Origin of the sequence: Angustibacter luteus (genome assembly GCF_039541115.1) — a bacterium.
Taxonomy (GTDB): Bacteria; Actinomycetota; Actinomycetes; order Actinomycetales; family Angustibacteraceae; genus Angustibacter; species Angustibacter luteus.
The window spans coordinates 362,861-379,948 of sequence record NZ_BAABFP010000004.1 but is presented as its reverse complement, the minus strand read 5'-3'; the positions used below and the strand labels follow the sequence as shown (position 1 = coordinate 379,948).

At 71.4% G+C, this 17,088-nt stretch carries 20 protein-coding genes; 17 read left to right on the top strand and 3 right to left on the bottom strand.

Features of this window, described 5'->3' with window-relative positions; translation table 11 throughout:
• Window positions 1–67: 67 nt before the first annotated feature.
• The 5 genes from ABEB17_RS08230 (at window position 68) to ABEB17_RS08210 (ending at window position 4,896) form a co-directional block, all read left to right on the top strand.
• Entirely contained in the window at window positions 68–1,570 is a 1,503-nt protein-coding gene (locus ABEB17_RS08230; protein ID WP_345716197.1) for a M4 family metallopeptidase, read from the top strand.
• A gap of 82 nt (window positions 1,571–1,652) precedes the next feature.
• Entirely contained in the window at window positions 1,653–2,450 is a 798-nt protein-coding gene (locus ABEB17_RS08225; protein WP_345716196.1) for a CoA transferase subunit A, read from the top strand.
• 1 nt (window position 2,451) lies between these two features.
• A complete protein-coding gene (locus ABEB17_RS08220; RefSeq protein WP_345716195.1) occupies window positions 2,452–3,084 on the top strand; it encodes a 3-oxoacid CoA-transferase subunit B in 633 nt (210 codons plus the stop codon).
• Between the two features lie 2 nt (window positions 3,085–3,086).
• Window positions 3,087–3,824 (top strand): class I SAM-dependent methyltransferase, encoded by a 738-nt coding sequence (locus ABEB17_RS08215; RefSeq protein WP_345716194.1) that lies wholly within the window; start codon window positions 3,087–3,089, stop codon window positions 3,822–3,824.
• 22 nt (window positions 3,825–3,846) lie between these two features.
• Window positions 3,847–4,896, top strand: coding sequence for a zinc-dependent alcohol dehydrogenase family protein (locus tag ABEB17_RS08210; RefSeq protein WP_345716193.1), 1,050 nt, complete (start codon window positions 3,847–3,849; stop codon window positions 4,894–4,896).
• 49 nt (window positions 4,897–4,945) lie between these two features.
• Here ABEB17_RS08210 and ABEB17_RS08205 read toward each other — a convergent pair whose 3' ends face one another.
• Window positions 4,946–5,620: a hypothetical protein gene (locus ABEB17_RS08205; protein WP_345716192.1), complete on the bottom strand. Its 675-nt coding sequence runs from the start codon at window positions 5,618–5,620 to the stop codon at window positions 4,946–4,948.
• Window positions 5,621–5,673: 53 nt separating this feature from the next.
• Window positions 5,674–6,180 carry a DinB family protein gene (locus ABEB17_RS08200; protein ID WP_345716191.1) on the bottom strand — a complete coding sequence of 169 codons (507 nt, stop codon included), beginning with the start codon at window positions 6,178–6,180 and terminating at the stop codon, window positions 5,674–5,676.
• A 53-nt stretch (window positions 6,181–6,233) separates the two neighbouring features.
• Here ABEB17_RS08200 and ABEB17_RS08195 point away from each other — a divergent pair, with 53 nt between their 5' ends.
• From ABEB17_RS08195 to ABEB17_RS08170, 6 genes are all read left to right on the top strand, one after another.
• Window positions 6,234–6,863 carry a helix-turn-helix domain-containing protein gene (locus ABEB17_RS08195; protein ID WP_345716190.1) on the top strand — a complete coding sequence of 210 codons (630 nt, stop codon included), beginning with the start codon at window positions 6,234–6,236 and terminating at the stop codon, window positions 6,861–6,863.
• Window positions 6,864–6,905: 42 nt separating this feature from the next.
• Window positions 6,906–7,862, top strand: coding sequence for a ribose-phosphate diphosphokinase (locus tag ABEB17_RS08190; protein ID WP_345716189.1), 957 nt, complete (start codon window positions 6,906–6,908; stop codon window positions 7,860–7,862).
• Between the two features lie 25 nt (window positions 7,863–7,887).
• The gene (locus tag ABEB17_RS08185; protein WP_345716188.1) at window positions 7,888–8,217 is read left to right on the top strand and encodes a hypothetical protein; all 330 of its coding nucleotides are present in this window, start codon (window positions 7,888–7,890) and stop codon (window positions 8,215–8,217) included.
• A 197-nt stretch (window positions 8,218–8,414) separates the two neighbouring features.
• Entirely contained in the window at window positions 8,415–9,776 is a 1,362-nt protein-coding gene (locus ABEB17_RS08180) for a peptidase M16 family protein (RefSeq protein WP_345716187.1), read from the top strand.
• 127 nt (window positions 9,777–9,903) lie between these two features.
• The gene (locus ABEB17_RS08175; protein WP_345716186.1) at window positions 9,904–10,908 is read left to right on the top strand and encodes a 2-dehydropantoate 2-reductase; all 1,005 of its coding nucleotides are present in this window, start codon (window positions 9,904–9,906) and stop codon (window positions 10,906–10,908) included.
• A gap of 4 nt (window positions 10,909–10,912) precedes the next feature.
• Window positions 10,913–11,497 (top strand): TetR/AcrR family transcriptional regulator, encoded by a 585-nt coding sequence (locus ABEB17_RS08170; protein ID WP_345716185.1) that lies wholly within the window; start codon window positions 10,913–10,915, stop codon window positions 11,495–11,497.
• Here ABEB17_RS08170 and ABEB17_RS08165 read toward each other — a convergent pair.
• Window positions 11,486–12,214 (bottom strand): VOC family protein, encoded by a 729-nt coding sequence (locus ABEB17_RS08165; RefSeq protein WP_345716184.1) that lies wholly within the window; start codon window positions 12,212–12,214, stop codon window positions 11,486–11,488. The genes ABEB17_RS08170 and ABEB17_RS08165 overlap by 12 nt on opposite strands.
• A 224-nt stretch (window positions 12,215–12,438) precedes the next feature.
• Between ABEB17_RS08165 and paaA the strand changes: the two genes are divergently transcribed.
• From paaA to folP, 6 genes are read left to right on the top strand one after another with little or no spacing between them, the layout of a single operon-like run.
• The gene (gene paaA / locus ABEB17_RS08160) at window positions 12,439–13,386 is read left to right on the top strand and encodes a 1,2-phenylacetyl-CoA epoxidase subunit PaaA (RefSeq protein ID WP_345716183.1); all 948 of its coding nucleotides are present in this window, start codon (window positions 12,439–12,441) and stop codon (window positions 13,384–13,386) included.
• Window positions 13,383–13,673, top strand: a complete 291-nt coding sequence (paaB, locus tag ABEB17_RS08155; protein ID WP_345716182.1) for a 1,2-phenylacetyl-CoA epoxidase subunit PaaB — start codon at window positions 13,383–13,385, stop codon at window positions 13,671–13,673. Before paaA ends, paaB begins: the two co-directional genes overlap by 4 nt.
• A complete protein-coding gene (gene paaC, locus ABEB17_RS08150; RefSeq protein WP_345716181.1) occupies window positions 13,670–14,434 on the top strand; it encodes a 1,2-phenylacetyl-CoA epoxidase subunit PaaC in 765 nt (254 codons plus the stop codon). Before paaB ends, paaC begins: the two co-directional genes overlap by 4 nt.
• Window positions 14,428–14,958 carry a 1,2-phenylacetyl-CoA epoxidase subunit PaaD gene (gene paaD / locus ABEB17_RS08145; RefSeq protein WP_345716180.1) on the top strand — a complete coding sequence of 177 codons (531 nt, stop codon included), beginning with the start codon at window positions 14,428–14,430 and terminating at the stop codon, window positions 14,956–14,958. Before paaC ends, paaD begins: the two co-directional genes overlap by 7 nt.
• Window positions 14,958–16,088, top strand: a complete 1,131-nt coding sequence (gene paaE, locus ABEB17_RS08140) for a 1,2-phenylacetyl-CoA epoxidase subunit PaaE (RefSeq protein WP_345716179.1) — start codon at window positions 14,958–14,960, stop codon at window positions 16,086–16,088. The genes paaD and paaE overlap by 1 nt, the downstream gene beginning before the upstream one ends.
• A 14-nt stretch (window positions 16,089–16,102) precedes the next feature.
• Window positions 16,103–17,020, top strand: a complete 918-nt coding sequence (gene folP, locus ABEB17_RS08135) for a dihydropteroate synthase (protein WP_378227015.1) — start codon at window positions 16,103–16,105, stop codon at window positions 17,018–17,020.
• Window positions 17,021–17,088 lie beyond the last annotated feature (68 nt).

The window sequence follows — 17,088 nt, the reverse complement described above, 5'->3', positions numbered from 1 at the left end:
GACGCTGGCGCGAAGCCGGCGCCACGGCGTCCCGGACCGGCCGGCGGCGCCCCAGGGGAGGGTGGACATGCACCGATACCGCACGATCGCCGGGGTGGGCGCCGCAGCGCTGACCACCGCGATGCTGATCTCGCCTGTCGCTCAGGCGGCACCGTCGTCGTCGGCCTCGACGACCTCGAAGACCTCGAAGACGACGACACCGACGACCCGGGGTGAGCTGGTCCGCGTCCAGACCCGGCACTCGCTGCTGGGGACGCACACCTGGTACGCCCAGACGTTCCACGGCCTGCCAGTGCTGAACGGCTACTACGCCAAGCACACCGACAAGGCCGGTCGGGTGACCGTGGACGACGGGCGGCTGGCCGTGCCGACCTCCCTGTCCACCACCCCGACGGTGGCCGCGGCCGCCGCCGCCGGCACCGCGAAGACCTCGCTGGCCACGGCCGCCGCGAAGGCGCAGGCCACGCGCCGGTCAGGTCCGGCGAAGGACAGCCCGGCCCAGCTCAGCCCCACGACGTCCCAGCGGACCACCCTGGCGGTGCTCGGCGGCGCCGGCGCCCGGCTGGTCTGGCAGGTCACCGGTACGGGCACCGCCGGCAGCATGCAGTCGGTCGTGGACGCGAGCACCGGCAAGGTCCTGTCGCAGCGCAGCCTGGTCAAGCACGCCAGCGGCACGGGCAGCGTCTTCTCGCCGAACCCCGTGGCCGGCCTGCACGACGAGAACCTCACCGACCAGGACGACTCGAACGCGGCCGTCCCGGCGAGGGCGTACCGGAAGGTGAAGCTCACCAACCTCGACACCAGCGGGAAGCTGCAGGGCGCCTACGCGCGGATCATGAACGCCGACGCGGTGACGTCGCCGACCCGCACCTTCACCTTCAAGCGGCACGCCGAAGGGTTCGAGCAGGTCAGCGCCTACTACGACATCACCCAGGCCCAGCTGTACCTGCGCAGCCTCGGCTTCACGGACGTCAACGCCGAGCCGCAGAAGGTCGAGACGAACACGATCCCGGACGACAACTCCTTCTACGACCCGTCGACCGACATGATCACGTTCGGCAACGGCGGGGTGGACGACGCCGAGGACCAGGAGGTCGTCTGGCACGAGCTCGGCCACGCGATCCAGGACGACCAGGTGCCCGGCTTCGGCGAGAGCGAGGAGGGCGGCGCGATCGGCGAGGCCTTCGGCGACTACTGGGCCGTCACCATGTCGGAGCCGGTCGGCAAGGGCTTCGACGTGCCGTGCGTCATGGACTGGGACGCGACGTCCTACACCGACGGCCCCTCGCACTGCCTGCGTCGGGTCGACGGGCCGAAGACCACGGACGACATCGACGGCGAGGTGCACGACGACGGTGAGATCTGGTCGCGGGCCCTCTGGGACATCCACAACGCGCTCGGCCGCACCAAGGCGAACAAGGTGATCATCGAGTCGCAGTTCGGGATCTCGCCGACCACCACCTTCGCCGCTGCCGCCCAGCACACCGTGCAGACCGCCCGCGTGATGTACGGCGCCAACGCGGCGGCCGCCGTCCGGCAGGCCTTCGTGATCCGCAAGATCCTCGGCTGAACCCGCTCGTCGCTGGCAGGTCCGGTGGCAGTTAGGGTGACGCCACCGGACCTGCAGGACCTCAACGACGAGGAGTAGCGACGTGGACAAGGTCGTAGCCAGCGCCGAACAGGCCGTGGCCGACATCAGGGACGGCGCCAGCCTGGCCGTCGGCGGCTTCGGCCTGTGCGGCATCCCGTCGGTGCTCGTCGACGCCCTGCACGCGCAGGGCGCCACGGACCTGTCGGTGGTGTCCAACAACTGTGGGGTGGACGGCGTCGGGCTGGGCGTGCTGCTGGGGGCCGGCCGGATCAGCCGGGTGACGGCGTCCTACGTCGGGGAGAACAAGGAGTTCGCCCGCCAGTACCTGGCCGGCGAGCTCGAGGTCGAGCTCACGCCGCAGGGCACGCTCGCCGAGAAGCTGCGGGCGGGTGGGGCGGGCATCGCCGCGTTCTTCACCCCAACCGGCGTCGGCACCCAGATCGCCGAGGGCGGCCTGCCCTGGCGCTACGACTCCACCGGCGGGATCGCGAAGGCGTCGCCGGCCAAGGAGGTCCGCGAGTTCACCGTGCACGGCCAGACGCGCGAGTTCGTCCTGGAGGAGTCGATCGTCACCGACTTCGCCCTCGTGCGCGCCGCAGTCGGCGACCGGCACGGCAACCTCGTCTTCCACGAGTCCGCCCGCAACTTCAACCCGGTCGTCGCGATGGCCGGCCGGATCACGATCGCGGAGGTCGAACGGCTCGTCGAGCCGGGCGAGATCGACCCGGACGACGTCCAGCTGCCCGGGGTCTACGTCCGGCGCGTCGTCGCCCTCACGCCCGAGCAGGCCGCCGACAAGCGGATCGAGAAGCGCACCGTCCGCGCCGCGACCGAGCCCGTCCCGAACCAGGAGGCCTGACGTGCCGCTGAACCGCGAGCAGATGGCCGCCCGGGCGGCCCGCGAGCTGACCGACGGTTCCTACGTGAACCTCGGCATCGGTCTGCCCACCCTGATCCCGAACCACCTGCCGGACGGCGTGCACGTCGTGCTCCAGTCGGAGAACGGCATCCTCGGCGTCGGCGCCTACCCGACCGAGGACGCCGTCGACCCCGACCTGATCAACGCCGGCAAGGAGACCGTGACCGTGCAGGCCGGGTCGTCGTACTTCGACTCCGCCCTCAGCTTCGGCATGATCCGCGGCGGCAAGATCGACGCGGCCGTGCTCGGCGCCATGCAGGTCTCGACGTCGGGTGACATCGCCAACTGGATGATCCCCGGCAAGATGGTCAAGGGCATGGGCGGGGCCATGGACCTCGTGCACGGCGCCAAGAAGGTTGTCGTCCTGATGGAGCACGTGGCCAAGGACGGCAGCCACAAGCTGCTCGGCGAGTGCGACCTGCCGCTGACCGGCAAGGGCGTCGTCGACCGGATCATCACGGACCTCGGCGTGCTCGACGTGGCCGGCGACCACTTCCAGCTCGTCGAGCTCGCGGACGGCGTGAGCCTGGAGCAGCTCCAGCGGGCCACCGGTGCGCCCGTGGTCGCGGGCTGACCGTGGCCGCGCGACCGTCGTTCGACGACCGCAAGCTCTCGTTCGGCGCCGCGGCCCAGGACTACGCACGCTTCCGCCCCGGGTTCCCAGCCGAAGCGGTGCGCTGGGTGTTCGACGGCGCCACCCACCCGGTCGTCGACGTCGCGGACGTCGGGGCCGGCACGGGGGCACTGACCCGCGCTCTGGTGACCCTGGCCGAGCACGTGACGGCGTTCGAGCCCGACGCCGGGATGCTCACCGAGCTGGAGCGGGCGTTGCCCCAGGTCCCCCGGCAGCTCGCGACCGCGGAGTCGTTGCCGCTCGCCGACGCCAGCGTCGACGCGGTCACCGTCGGTCAGGCGTGGCACTGGTTCGACAAGCCCGCGGCGGCCGCCGAGTTCACCCGGGTGCTGCGTCCGGGCGGCGTGATCGGACTCCTGTGGAACTTCCGGGACGTCCGGGTGCCCTGGGTCGCCGCGCTCAACGAGCTGATCGGACGCGACGACCGCGCGGACCCGCTCGAGGAGGTCGCGTCGGTGCTGCCCGCGGTCGAGGGCGCGCGCTTCGAGCACTCGGTGCCGCAGACACCCGACGAGGTCGTGGGCCTGATCAGCACCATCTCGTTCGTGCGGCTGCGCCCCGACGCCGCGGACGTCTACGCCGCCGTCCGCGACCTGCTCGCGACCGACCCCGACACCGCGGGGCGCGACGTCGTCGACGTCCCCTACGTCACCACGACGTACCGGATCACCCGCTCCTGACCGTGCGTGGCAGGGTGGGCGCATGCGCGCAACCCTGATCCACGGCTCCCGTGACATCCGCCTCGAGGACGTTCCCGACCCCCAGATCCAGCTGCCCGGCGATGCGCTCATCCGCGTCGTCGCCAGCTGCGTGTGCGGTTCCGACCTGTGGCCCTACCGCGGGGTCCGCCCGGTGAAGGAGCCCACCCGGATCGGTCACGAGCTCGTGGGCATCGTCGAGGAGGTCGGCGCGGACGTCCGGACGGTGAAGGCCGGTGACTTCGTGATCGCGCCGTTCGCGCTCAGTGACGGGACGTGCCCGCACTGCCGCAACGGGATCCACACCTCGTGCGTGCACGGCCAGTGGTGGGGCAGCCAGGACAAGAACGGCTTCCTGGTGGACGGCGGCCAGGGCGAGTACGTGCGAGCGCCGATGGCCGACGGCACGCTCGTGGCGACCCCCGAGGTGCCGGACGACGCGCTGGTCCCGTCGCTGCTCACACTGTCCGACGTGATGGGTACCGGGCACCATGCCGCGGTGTCCGCCGGGGTGGGGCCGGGGCAGACCGTCGTGGTCGTCGGGGACGGCGCGGTCGGGCTGTGCGGGGTGCTCGCCGCGCGACGGCTGGGCGCGGAGCGCGTCATCGCGATGTCCCGGCACGCGGACCGGCAGGCCGTGGCGCGCCAGTTCGGCGCCGACGTCATCGTCGCCGAGCGCGGGGACGAGGGTGTCGAGCGGATCAAGGAGCTCACCGGCGGGGTCGGCGCCGACGCCGTCCTGGAGTGCGTGGGCACCAAGGAGTCCATGGCGCAGGCCATCGGCTCGACTCGGCCCGGCGGACGGATCGGCTACGTGGGCGTGCCGGCTGGTGGCTCCGAGCTGCCGATCGGGAAGCTGTTCTCGTCCAACATCTCCGTGGGTGGCGGCGTCGCGCCGGTGCGTGGGTACATCCCCGACCTCCTGACGGACGTGCTGTCCGGCGCGATCGACCCGGGCAAGGTCTTCGACGCGACCTTCGCCCTGGCCGACGTCGCCGACGCCTACCGGGCGATGGACGAGCGCACGGCGATCAAGACCCTGCTCACGCCGTAGCCGTCGGCCGGACGCAGATCGACCGAGTTGTCACGGGTGTCGATCTGCGTCAGTGTCGGCGGGTCCAGAGCTCTCCGACCAGATGTACGAGGCCTGGGATGAGTGCCGTGGTCACCATCGAGGCGAGCAGGACCGCCCTCGTGGGTCCGGCTGCGGAGGCCGAGTCGACCGACGGCGGCGTTCCGGCCGCGACGAGGAACTGGCCGACGTGCCGGTTGAGCTGCTCCGTCAAGGGGTCGACCTCGACGCGCCGGTAGCGAGCGCCGTCGAAGGACGCGGAGGGAAACGCGTCGACGCGGACAGGCCCGGTAGTCGTCTCCACGACCAGTCCACTGCTGTTGTCGAACCGTCGGATCTCGTGCCAGGGGATGGCTCGACGACCGACGTAGCCCACCGTGACAACACCTGCGTCGTCGACGTCCAGCCGGCGACGGACGGTCGCCAGCCAGAGAGCCGGCCACACCACGAGCAGCATCACGGCGGTCACCAGGACGATGCCGGGCAGGCCGGTCGTGGCCGGGAGCCCGGACTCACGATTGACGTCGATGTTCGTCCAGGCCGCCCACCAACCCGACGCCACGATGCCCAGCACGGCGAACACCCCGACGCGGTAGTACAGCACCAGGTGGCGCATCCGATACGTGCCGAACAGCGGGCCGACCGGGTGCGTGCGGCGCGGTGGGGCGTTGCGCGGTCGGCTACTCAGCCAGGAACCGGTGGTCACGACGACATATCGACCACCTCGGCCGGATCCTGAGGCGGCGGGCCGACGCTGCCCTACTCGCCGGTGACCCCGTCGACCGCCTCCCGGACGATGTCCGCGTGGCCGTTGTGCCGGGCGTACTCCTCGATCATGTGCACGAGGATCCAGCGCAGCGAGACGTCCTCGCCCCACTTGGCCTGGTGCCCGGTGACGTCCAACGACTCGGCTGCGGCCTCGATCTCTCGGGCGCGCGAGACCTCGGAACGCCAGGCCGCCCACGCCTCGTCCACCGAGGCGTCGGTGGCGTCGTAGGCGGCCTGGAAGTCCCCGTCCGCGGACCAGACCAGCGGCACGGCCTCGCCGGCGAAGACCCGGCGGAACCAGGTGCGCTCCACCTCGGCCAGGTGCCGCACGAGCCCGAGCAGCGACAGTCGGGACGGGACGGCCGCCTGGAGTCGAAGCTGCTCGTCGGTCAGCCCGGCGCACTTGTGCTCGAGGGTGCCGCGGTGCCAGTCCAGCCACGCGCGCAGCGACTCACGTTCCGGGCCGACGAGTGGGGGGTCGATGCGGGTGTCGGTCACGGGCGACGTGTCTACCAGGTCGCAGGCGCGCCGAGCCACCCGATACTGGCTGGGTGACGACCAGCAACGATGACGTCCTGCGCGGGGTCGGCCCACGCCTGCGCGCGCTGCGCCAGGACGGTGGACTGACCCTCGCCGCACTGTCCGAGCGGACCGGCATCTCGGTGAGCACGCTGTCCCGGCTCGAGTCGGGGGGTCGCAAACCGACGCTCGAGCTGCTGCTGCCGCTGGCGGCCGCGCACCGGGTGCCCTTGGACGAGCTGGTCGGGGCCCCGCAGACCGACGACCCGCGGGTGCACGGCCGGCCGGTGACCCGCGGTGGCCAGACGATCGTGCCGCTGAGCAACAACCCCGGCGGGCTGCAGGCGTTCAAGCACCTGATCGCGGCGAGCACCTCGGACGCCGAGCCGGCCCTGCGCACCCACGAGGGCTACGAGTGGCTGTACGTGCTCTCGGGTCGCCTACGGGTGGTCCTGGGTGAGCACGACCTGGTGCTCAAGGCCGGTGAGGCGGCCGAGTTCGACACCCGGACGCCGCACTGGTTCGGCAGCGCGGACCGTCGTCCGACGGAGTTCCTGAGCCTGTTCGGTCCGCAGGGCGAGCGGGCGCACGTGCGGGCCCGGCCGCGGTCCGCTGCTCAGACGGCGACGCCGGAGGTCGGCGACCGATCGGGCAGCGCATAGTCTGAGGGCGGCCTGATCAGCACCCGACCCGCGAGGAGCGGCATGGGCGACATCGTCGTCTTCACCGGTAGCGCCCACGTCGAGCTCGCCGAGGAGATCTGCTCCGATCTCGGCGTCGACCTCGCCCCCACGAACATCACCCGGTTCAGCAACGACTGCATCCAGGTCCAGCTGCGCGAGAACTGCCGCCAGCGCGACGTGTACATCGTGCAGCCGCTGGTCACCCCGGTGCAGGACAACCTGGTCGAGCTCCTGCTCATGCTGGACGCCGCCCGCGGGGCCTCCGCCGCGCAGATCACCGCCGTGATCCCGCACTACGCGTACGCCCGCTCGGACAAGAAGGACGCGCCGCGCATCTCGATCGGCGGCCGGCTGGTGGCGGACCTGATCGCGACCGCGGGCGCCGACCGGGTGCTCACGATGGCGCTGCACGCGCCGCAGGTGCACGGCTTCTTCTCGGTGCCCGTCGACCACCTGTCGGCCATCGACGAGATCGCCATGCACTACAAGCAGACCGACCTGTCGAACACGGTCGTCGTCTCGCCGGACCTGGGCAACGCCAAGCCGGCGACCCGCTTCGCGCGGCTGCTGGGCGTCCCGGTCGCGGCCGGCAGCAAGCAGCGGCTGGCCGACGACACGGTCGTGATCGACGCGATCGTCGGGGACGTCGACGGCAAGGACGTGATCGTGCTGGACGACGAGATCGCCACCGGCGGGTCGGTGTGCGAGCTGCTCGACGTGCTGAAGGCGCACGGCGTCCGCAAGGTGTCTCTGGCCTGCACGCACGGGCTGTTCACCGGCAAGGCCATCGAGCGACTCTCGGCCCGCAAGGACATCGCCGAGATCGTCACCACCAACACGGTGCCGCAGGGCGACCACTACGGGTTGCCCAACCTCGAGGTGCGCTCCATCGCACCGCTGTTCGCCGACGCCATCGGCCGGATCAACCGCGGCGAGTCCGTCAGCAGCCTGCTCTCGGACGTGGTCACCACCGGCTGACCGGTTGGCCTGGCACACTCCCGCCATGACCGTGGTGTGGCGGTACCGCAAGCCGCTCGCGCTGACCCTGCTTTCGGTGCTCGTCTGCTGCCTCGCGCTGCGGCTGGTCTGGGTGCACGACCGGACCTGGGAGTGGCGGCTGCAGCCGCGGGCCATCCCGGAGAAGATCATGGTGCAGCAGCGCAGCTACACGGTCGGCGAGACGCTCACGACCTTGCCGGCGGGGGTGCACCTGGTGGGCCACGACCCGGGCGGCGCGGAGCTGTACGCCTACGAGACGTCGGGCTTGCCGACCGGCCTGTACGCCAAGGACGGGGCTCGCATCGTGAGCTACGGGCTGCTCGGCGGCCCCTAGCCGCCCGGATGGCTGTCCCATCAAGCGTGTGCACACAGAGCAACCCGCCGCTACGCTATGCAATCGTGCACCTGACCTTGCTCCCCAGCGGTGTGCCGGTGTTCTGGGCGCAAGCCCCCGGCCCCGTCACGGCTAGCCTCCTGTTTCGAGTCGGCGTCCGCGACGAGACCTTCCGCAACGCCGGGTTGACTCATCTCGTGGAACACCTGGCTATGGGCGGCCTGAAGCGTCGTCGGTTCGAGCACAACGCCTCGGTGGATCTCACGATGACCGAGTTCACCGCCACCGGCACCAAGGAGCAGGTGCTCGGCTTCGTCACGGACGTGTGCGCGTCATTGATGGCCCTGCCGCTGCAGCGGCTCGAGACCGAAGTCAAGGTCCTGGAGGCCGAGGGTGGATCGACGATGCACCCGAGCATCGCCGAGCACCTGTTTCACCGCTACGGTCTGCGCGGCGTCGGGCTGGCGCTCGTGAGCCCGCCCGCCCTGGACCAGGTCGAGCCGGAGCAGGTGCGCGACTACGCCGCCTCCGGTTTCACCCAGCAGAACTGTGTCCTCGTGCTGACGAGCGAGCCACCCGCCGACTTCGACCTGGCGCTCCCGCCCGGGCGGTTGCTTCCGGTGCCCATCGACGTCCCGCTGGCCACCGCACCCTGGACGTTCGAGAGCGAGGGCCCCGAGGTCAGTGTCTCGTTCGGGCTCGTGGCTCAGGAGCCAGCCGAGCGCGAGGCTGCTCTCACGGTGCTGCGCATCGCCCTCGAGCGAGCGGAGGATGAGCTCCGGCACCAGCGTGGCTGGCTGTACGACGTCGACTTCCAGATCGTCGGGCCGTCCGATGACGCCATTGCCTGCTTTCGTGCGGACCCGCCTGCGGCGCACGCGTGCGACGTGCGCGACGGGCTGCTCCGGATCTTGCGCGACCTCGCCGACCGGGGGCCAACATCGGAGGAGCTCGCGGCAGACCGCGAAGCTGCGCACCAGCACCTTCAGGATCCGCGCGGCCTCTCCGAGTCGCTCTCCGAGTGCGCCGCAGCACACCTGCGCGGCCGGCAGATCGTCGACGTCAGTGCACGGCTCGCCCTGAGGGACGCGTTGACGGCCGAGGACTGCCGATCGGTGCTGCGGCGGGTTGAGACCACGCTCGTCGTGGGAATGCCCGCTGATACGGAGCTAGCCGGTGTGGTTCCGCCGGTCCGGTCCAACGACAGCGCTGATGTGGTCGAGGGCACGAGCTTCGGCCGCAGCCACCTGGCGGGGTTCCGATTCGGCGTCCCCCGCGGCACTCGAGCGATCATCGGCGAGCGAGGCATCACGGTGACCGACCCCGAGGGACCGAACACTGTGCTCTGGGACGACGTCGTTGGCCTCGCCTACGAGCAGGACGGCGAGTCGCTTGACGTCCTCTCGTACGACGGTGGACACGTTCCGTTCGACCCGGTCTGGTTCAAGGACGGTCATCGAGCGCAGGCACTGATCGAGCAGTACGTGCCGCCGCACCTGCGGTTCATCGACCGGACGGACCCATCCGAGACCTCTGAGGCGGGCGGACACCCTCGCTAGTCCAGCAGGGTGCCGGCGCCGTGTTGATCGTGGTCACCGGGTGCGGTCGGACGCCTGGTCGGTCCGAGATCCTCGGGGCAGCCCGCGGTCGACGGCGTCAGCCGAGCCTGGGAGATAGCCTCCCCTGGTGAGCGGAACGACGAGAGCCCCGGCCGAGGTCTGCGTCGTCGGCGCCGGGGCGGTGGGCGGCATGATCGGTGCGCGCCTGGCGGCAGCCGGCACGACGACGTCCGCGCTGGCCCGTGGTGCGACGCTGGAAGCGTTGCAGGACAACGGGTGGCAGCTGCACGAGGGCGGCGACCTGATCAGCGGCCCGGTCGTGGCGAGCAACGACCCCGAGGACCTCGGCCAGCCCGACGTCGTCGTCCTCGCCGTGAAGGCGCAGTCGCTCACCGAGCTGGCGCCGCGGCTGTCCGGGCTGATCGGCCCGCACACCGTCGTGCTGCCCGCGATGAACGGGGTGCCGTGGTGGTTCTGCGAGGGCCTGGGTGGCCCGGTGGACGGCCGCCGGCTGACCAGTGTCGACCCGGACGGCGCGATCGCAGCCTCGCTGCCCGCGACGTCCGTGGTGGGCTGCGTCGTGCACCTCAGCGCGAGCACGTCCGCGCCCGGGGTCACCGTGCACGGCACCAAGCACTCGCTCATCCTGGGTGAACCGTCCGGCGCGCGGACCGAGCGGCTCGACCACGTCGCCGGCCTGCTGACGGCCGCCGGCTTCGACATCACCACCTCGGACCGCATCCAGACCGACGTCTGGTTCAAGCTCTGGGGCAACATGACGATGAACCCGATCTCGGTGCTGACCGGTACCACGATGGACAAGATCGTCGCGGACGAGCTGGTGGTCGGCTTCCTGCGCGCGGTGATGCTGGAGGCCCGCGAGATCGGCGCGCGGATCGGCACCCCGGTCGAGCAGGACGTCGACCAGCGGCTCGAGATCACCCGCTCGATGGGGCCGATGCGCACGTCGATGCTGCAGGACGCCGAGGCCGGCCGGTCCATCGAGCTGGACGCCCTGGTGAGCGCGGTCCGCGAGCTCGGCCAGGCCGTCGACGTCCCCACGCCCTCCACGGACGCCCTGCTCGGCCTCACCCGGGTCGCCGCCCGTGCTCGCGGCCTCTACCCGGGGTGAGCCGGTGACCCGGCGCCGCCACGACCTCGAGTCGCTGCTCGAGGTCGCCGTCCGCGTCTACACCGAGCGCGGCTTCGACGGCACCAGCATGGGCGACCTGGCCGCGGCTGCCGGGCTGTCGAAGTCCTCGCTGTACCACCACGTGGAGTCCAAGGAGCAGCTGCTGCGGCTCGCGCTGGACCGGGCCGTCGAGCCGCTGTTCGCGGTCATCGAGGAGCCGGAGTCCGTTGCGGGGCGGGCGATCGACCGGCTCGAGCACGTGGTGCGGCGCGAGGTCGAGGTGCTCGTGGACCGGCTGCCCTACGTCACGCTGCTGCTGCGGGTGCGCGGGAACTCCGAGACCGAACGCTGGGCGCTGGACCGGCGGCGCGAGTTCGACCACGTCGTCGCCGCCCTCGTCGCCCAGGCGGCGGTCGAGGGCGACGTGCGCGCGGACGTCGACCCCGGGCTGGTCTCGCGGCTGCTGTTCGGCATGGTCAACTCGCTGGTCGAGTGGTACGACCCGAAGGCGTCCTCGGCGCTGGACGCATCGGCTCTCGCTGACGCCGTGGTGTTCCAGGCGTTCGACGGCCTGCGCTCACCCGGGTAGCGAGGTGAGCTTGAAGACCGCGCCGGTCGGGTCGGCGACCTTGGCCAACCGGCCGTACGGGGTGTCCTGCGCCGGCTCGAGCACCGCGCCGCCGAGCTCCTCGACCCGCTCGACGGTGGCGTCGACGTCCGCGCTGCCGAAGTAGCAGAACCACTCGGCCAGGTCGGGCGACCACGACGAGAAGTCCATGATCCCCGCGACCGGGGTGCCGTCGTCCGCCAGCAGCTGGGTGTAGCGGAACTCGTCGGTGTCGCCGACCGTCTTGGGTTCGCGACCGAACACCGAGGCGTAGAAGGCGACGACCTCGTCGTACCGGTTGGTGTGCAGCTCGTGGTAGCTCGCCGCTCCGGGCCGCACCTGGGCCCACGCGCGGCTGCCGGTGACGTCCTGCCACAGCCCGAACGGCGCGCCCGCGACGTCGATCGCTGCCGCCAGCACGCCGATCTCCCCCACCGGGTGCGGACCGAAAGGCACCTGCCCTCCCGCCGCGACGATCGCCCGCGCGGTGGCGCCGGCGTGCGAGGCGGTCAGGTACGTCGTCCAGGCGTCGGGCTGGTCGTTCGCGGGGTCGTTCGCGACCAGGCCGGCGACCAGGTCGCCGTCCAGCGTGAAGTTCACGTAGTCGTTGAACTCGGGTCCGGTCGTGTGGGCCGTCCAGCCGAAGAGCTGGCCGTAGAACTCCCGGGCCCGGTCGGTGTCAGAAGATCGCAGGTCCATCCAGCAAGGCGCTCCGTTGTCGGTCATGCCCCGGTAGACGGCCCCCGCCCCACCAACTCATCGCCGGCCTCCCCCGCACCATTCGCGCTCGACGTGGTTTTCAGGGCCCCATAGGCACGTGTAGCGCGAATGGTGCGGGGGTGGGCGCGCGTGGTTGCGGGGGTGGGGCGGGCCGGGCATACTTGGAACCGACCGATCGGTCGGTTTCGAGGGAGCAGTCAACGATGGACGACGTCCAGCAGCAGGAGCGCTTCGACGCGCTCGTCGCCGACGACCAGCGGATCGAGCCCCGCGACTGGATGCCCGAGGGCTACCGCAAGACCCTGATCCGGCAGATCGCCCAGCACGCGCACTCCGAGATCATCGGCATGCAGCCCGAGGGCAACTGGATCAGCCAGGCTCCGAGCCTGCGCCGCAAGGCGATCCTGATGGCCAAGGTGCAGGACGAGGCGGGCCACGGCCTCTACCTGTACAGCGCCGCCGAGACGCTGGGCATCGACCGGTCCGAGCTGCTCGACATGCTGCACACCGGACGGCAGAAGTACTCCTCGATCTTCAACTACCCCACGCTCTCCTGGGCCGACATGGGCTCGATCGGCTGGCTGGTGGACGGCGCCGCGATCGTCAACCAGGTGCCCATCTGCCGCTGCTCCTACGGCCCGTACGCGCGCGCCATGGTGCGCATCTGCAAGGAGGAGTCCTTCCACCAGCGGCAGGGCTTCGAGATCCTGCACCACCTCAGCCACGGCACCCCCGAGCAGCACGCGATGGCGCAGGAGTCGGTGAACCGCTGGTGGTGGCCGAGCCTGATGATGTTCGGGCCCCCGGACGACGCGTCGCCGAACTCCGCGCAGTCCATGGCCTGGGGCATCAAGCGGCACAGCAACGACGAGCTGCGCCAGCGCTTCGTGGACATGACCGTCCCGCAGGCCCAGGTGCTCGGCCTCACCCTGCCGGACCCCGAGCTCGAGCTCGACGAGGAGACCGGCCACTACCGCTTCGGCGAGATCGACTGGACCGAGTTCATGGAGGTCATCAAGGGCAACGGCCCGTGCAACGCCGAGCGCATCGAGCGTCGGGTCGGCGCGCACGACGACGGCGCCTGGGTCCGTGAGGCCGCGATGGCGTACGCCGACAAGCAGGCCACCCGCTCGCAGGGGGCCGTGGCGTGAGCGACCGTCGCGAGTGGCCGCTCTGGGAGGTCTTCGTCCGGGCTCGTCGTGGGCTCTCGCACGGGCACGTCGGGTCGCTGCACGCACCGGACGCCGAGATGGCCCTGCGCAACGCCCGTGACCTCTACACCCGCCGGGGTGAGGGCGTCAGCATCTGGGTCGTGCCGAGCACGGCGATCACCGCGAGCAGCCCGGACGAGAAGGACTCCTTCTTCGACCCGGCCGCCGACAAGGTCTACCGGCACCCCACGTTCTACGACATCCCGGACGAGGTGCAGCACCTGTGAGCGTGCCGACCGACGCCGACGTCGCCCGCTACGCCCTGGCGCTGGGGGACGACGCCCTGGTCCTGGCCCAGCGCTGCGGGCAGTGGATCACCCGCGCCCCACAGCTCGAGGAGGACGTCGCCCTCGCCAACATCGGGCTCGACCTGCTCGGCCAGGGCCGGGCGCTCCTCGAGCACGCGGGCTCGCTCGAGGGCGAGGGCCGCGGTGAGGACGAGCTGGCCTACCGGCGCGACGCCGACGAGTTCCGCAACGTCCGGCTCGTCGAGCTCGACAACGGCGACTTCGCCGTCACGATGGCTCGGCTGCTCGCCTTCTCCACGTACCAGCTCGGGCTGTACACCGGCCTGGCCGGCAGCGCCGACGAGACGATCGCGGGCGTTGCGGCCAAGGCCGTCAAGGAGGTCACGTACCACGTCGACCACGCGGCGGAGTGGGTGCTGCGGCTCGGTGACGGCACCGACGAGAGCCACCGCCGGATGCAGGCGGGCCTCGAGCTGGTCTGGCCGTACGTCGCCGAGCTGTTCGACCCCTCCACGGTGGATCCCGAGCTGGTCGCCGCCGGCGTGGCCGTCGACCCCTCGACGCTGCAGGACGACTGGCACGCAACGGTTCTGGACGTGCTGACCCGCGCGACCCTGACCGAGCCCGTGCAGGCGCCGGACACCGCTCGCGGACGACGCGGCGAGCACACGCCCGCCCTCACCAAGCTGCTCGACGAGATGCAGGGCCTGCACCGCGCGCACCCGGGGGCGACGTGGTGACCGGCACGCTCGACCCAGCCCTCGACCAGCGCGCCGCCTACGCCGCCGCGGCCGCGGTGCTGGACCCGGAGGTCCCGGTGCTCACCATCGAGGACCTCGGCGTGCTGCGCGAGGTACAGGTCCGCGACGACGGCTCGGTCGACGTCACGATCACCCCCACCTACTCGGGCTGCCCGGCCATGCAGACCATCGAGGACGACGTCTGCACCGCGCTGCGCGACGCCGGCCACCCGACGGTCCGGGTGCGCACCGTGCTGTCCCCCGCGTGGAGCACGGACTGGATGAGCGAGGACGGCCGCCGCAAGCTGCGCGAGTACGGCATCGCACCCCCCAACCCGACCTCGGGCGCCCGTCCCGGCGGCCCGGTGGCGCTGACCCTGGGCGTGCGCCCGGACGTCGTGGCCTGCCCGCAGTGCGGGTCGACGCGCACCACGGAGCTGACCCGGTTCGGCTCGACGTCCTGCAAGGCGTTGTGGCGGTGCGAGTCCTGCCGCGAGCCGTTCGACCACTTCAAGGCGATCTGATGACCAGCGAGTCCGCGCCGGGCTTCGGCACCACCAGCACTGCGCCGCAGGTGTCGGCGCGCACCCACGCGTCCTTCAACCCGTTGCGGCTCAAGGGGATCGGCCAGCTGACGAACTCGTCCGTGACGTTGACGTTCGACGTCCCGGACGCGCTGCGCGAGGCGTACCGGTTCACCCCGGGCCAGCACCTGACCCTGCGCACCACCATCGACGGCGAGGAGGTGCGGCGCAGCTACTCGATCTGCGCGGCGCCGTCGTCCGGGCTGCTGCAGGTGGCTGTGAAGTCGTTGGAGGGTGGGGCGTTCTCCAGCCACGCGCGCACCGGCCTGTCGGTCGGTGACGTCCTGGACGTGATGACCCCCGCGGGTCGGTTCGGCGTCCCGCTCGACCCGACGCAGCGCAAGGCGTACGCGGCGATCGTCGCCGGTAGCGGGATCACGCCCGTCATGTCGATCCTGCCCGCCGTGCTCGAGACGGAGCCGCAGAGCACGTTCACCCTCGTCTACGGCAACCGGGACAGCGGGTCCGTGATGTTCGTCGAGGAGCTCGCCGACCTGAAGGACCGCTACCCGGACCGGCTGCAGTTCGTGCACGTCCTCTCCCGCGAGCCGCAGGACGCCGAGCTGCTCACCGGCCGGATCGACGACGCCAAGCTGGACGTGCTGCTCACCTCCGTCGTGCCGCCCGAGGTCATCGACGACTGGTTGCTGTGCGGGCCGTTCGAGCTGGTGCAGCAGGTCCGGGCCGCCCTGGTCGACCGCGGGGTCGAGAACGCGGCGATCCACCTCGAGCTGTTCCACGTGGACGGCGAGTCCCCGCGGCTGGCCCGACCGCGCACCGAGGGCACGGACGCCGGTTGCCAGGTGACGGTCCGCCTGGACGGCCGCACCACCACCTTCTCGATGCCGGACGAGGGCTCGGTGCTCGATGCGACCCTTGCGGTCCGCGCCGACGCCCCGTTCGCCTGCAAGGGCGGCGTCTGCGGCACGTGCCGGATCAAGGTCGTCGAGGGCGACGTCGAGATGAGCCGCAACTTCGCGCTCGAGCCCGACGAGATCGCCGACGGCTTCGCGCTGGCCTGCCAGTCCGTCCCGACATCCGACCGGCTCGTCGTCGACTACGACGCCTGAGCCAGAATGACGCGGTGAGCACCCCCACGCCGGACCTGACCCTCGTCGTCCCCGACCTGGGGCCGTCCGGGCCGGTCCGCACGATCGGCGCCCGCACCTTCGACTTCAGCCGCCAGGTCGCGATCATGGCGATCGTCAACCGGACCCGGGACTCCTTCTACGACAACGGGTCCACCTTCGACTTCGGGCCGGCGCTTCGGCGCGTCGAGGAAGCGGTCGAGCAGGGCGCGGACTGGGTCGACATCGGCGGGGTGCCGTTCTCCCCCATCGCCGGGCCGGTCAGCGAGCAGGAGGAGGTCGAGCGCGTCGTCCCGCTGGTCGAGGCGACCCGCGGCGTCACCGACGCGGTCATCTCGGTCGACACGTTCCGGGCCGCGGTGGCGCGCGAGGCACTCCGCGCCGGAGCGGACGCGATCAACGACACCTCCGGCCTGCACGACCCGACGATGGCGCGGCTGGCGCAGGAGCAGGGCGGCACGCTGATCGTGTGCCACAGCAAGGCGGCGCCGCTGACGAAGCTGCCCAGCCCGCAGTACGAGGACGTCGTCACCGAGGTGCGCGGCGTCCTCGCCGACCGGGTGCAGCTCGCCCTGGCGCAGGGGCTCGCACCCGAGCGGATCGTCGTCGACCCCGGGCACGACCTGAACAAGAACACCTTCCACTCGCTCGAGATCACCCGGCGGCTCGGCGAGCTGGCCACGCTGGGCTACCCGTTGCTGGCGGCGGTCTCCAACAAGGACTTCATCCAGGAGACCCTCGACCTGCCCAAGGAGCGCCTCCTGGCCGGGACCACGGCCACCCACGTGTTCTGCATCCTGCAGGGCGCGCGGATCCTGCGCGTGCACGACGTCGCCGGCGCGGTGCACGCGGCCCGGATGACCGAGTCGATCCTCGGCTGGCGCCCGCCCGCGCGCACCGGGCACAACCTCTGACATTCCCGCCCAAGTCGTGCCCCCCGCGGTTAGGGTGTGCTGGCCCGTGCGCGTGCGCGGACCCGGAC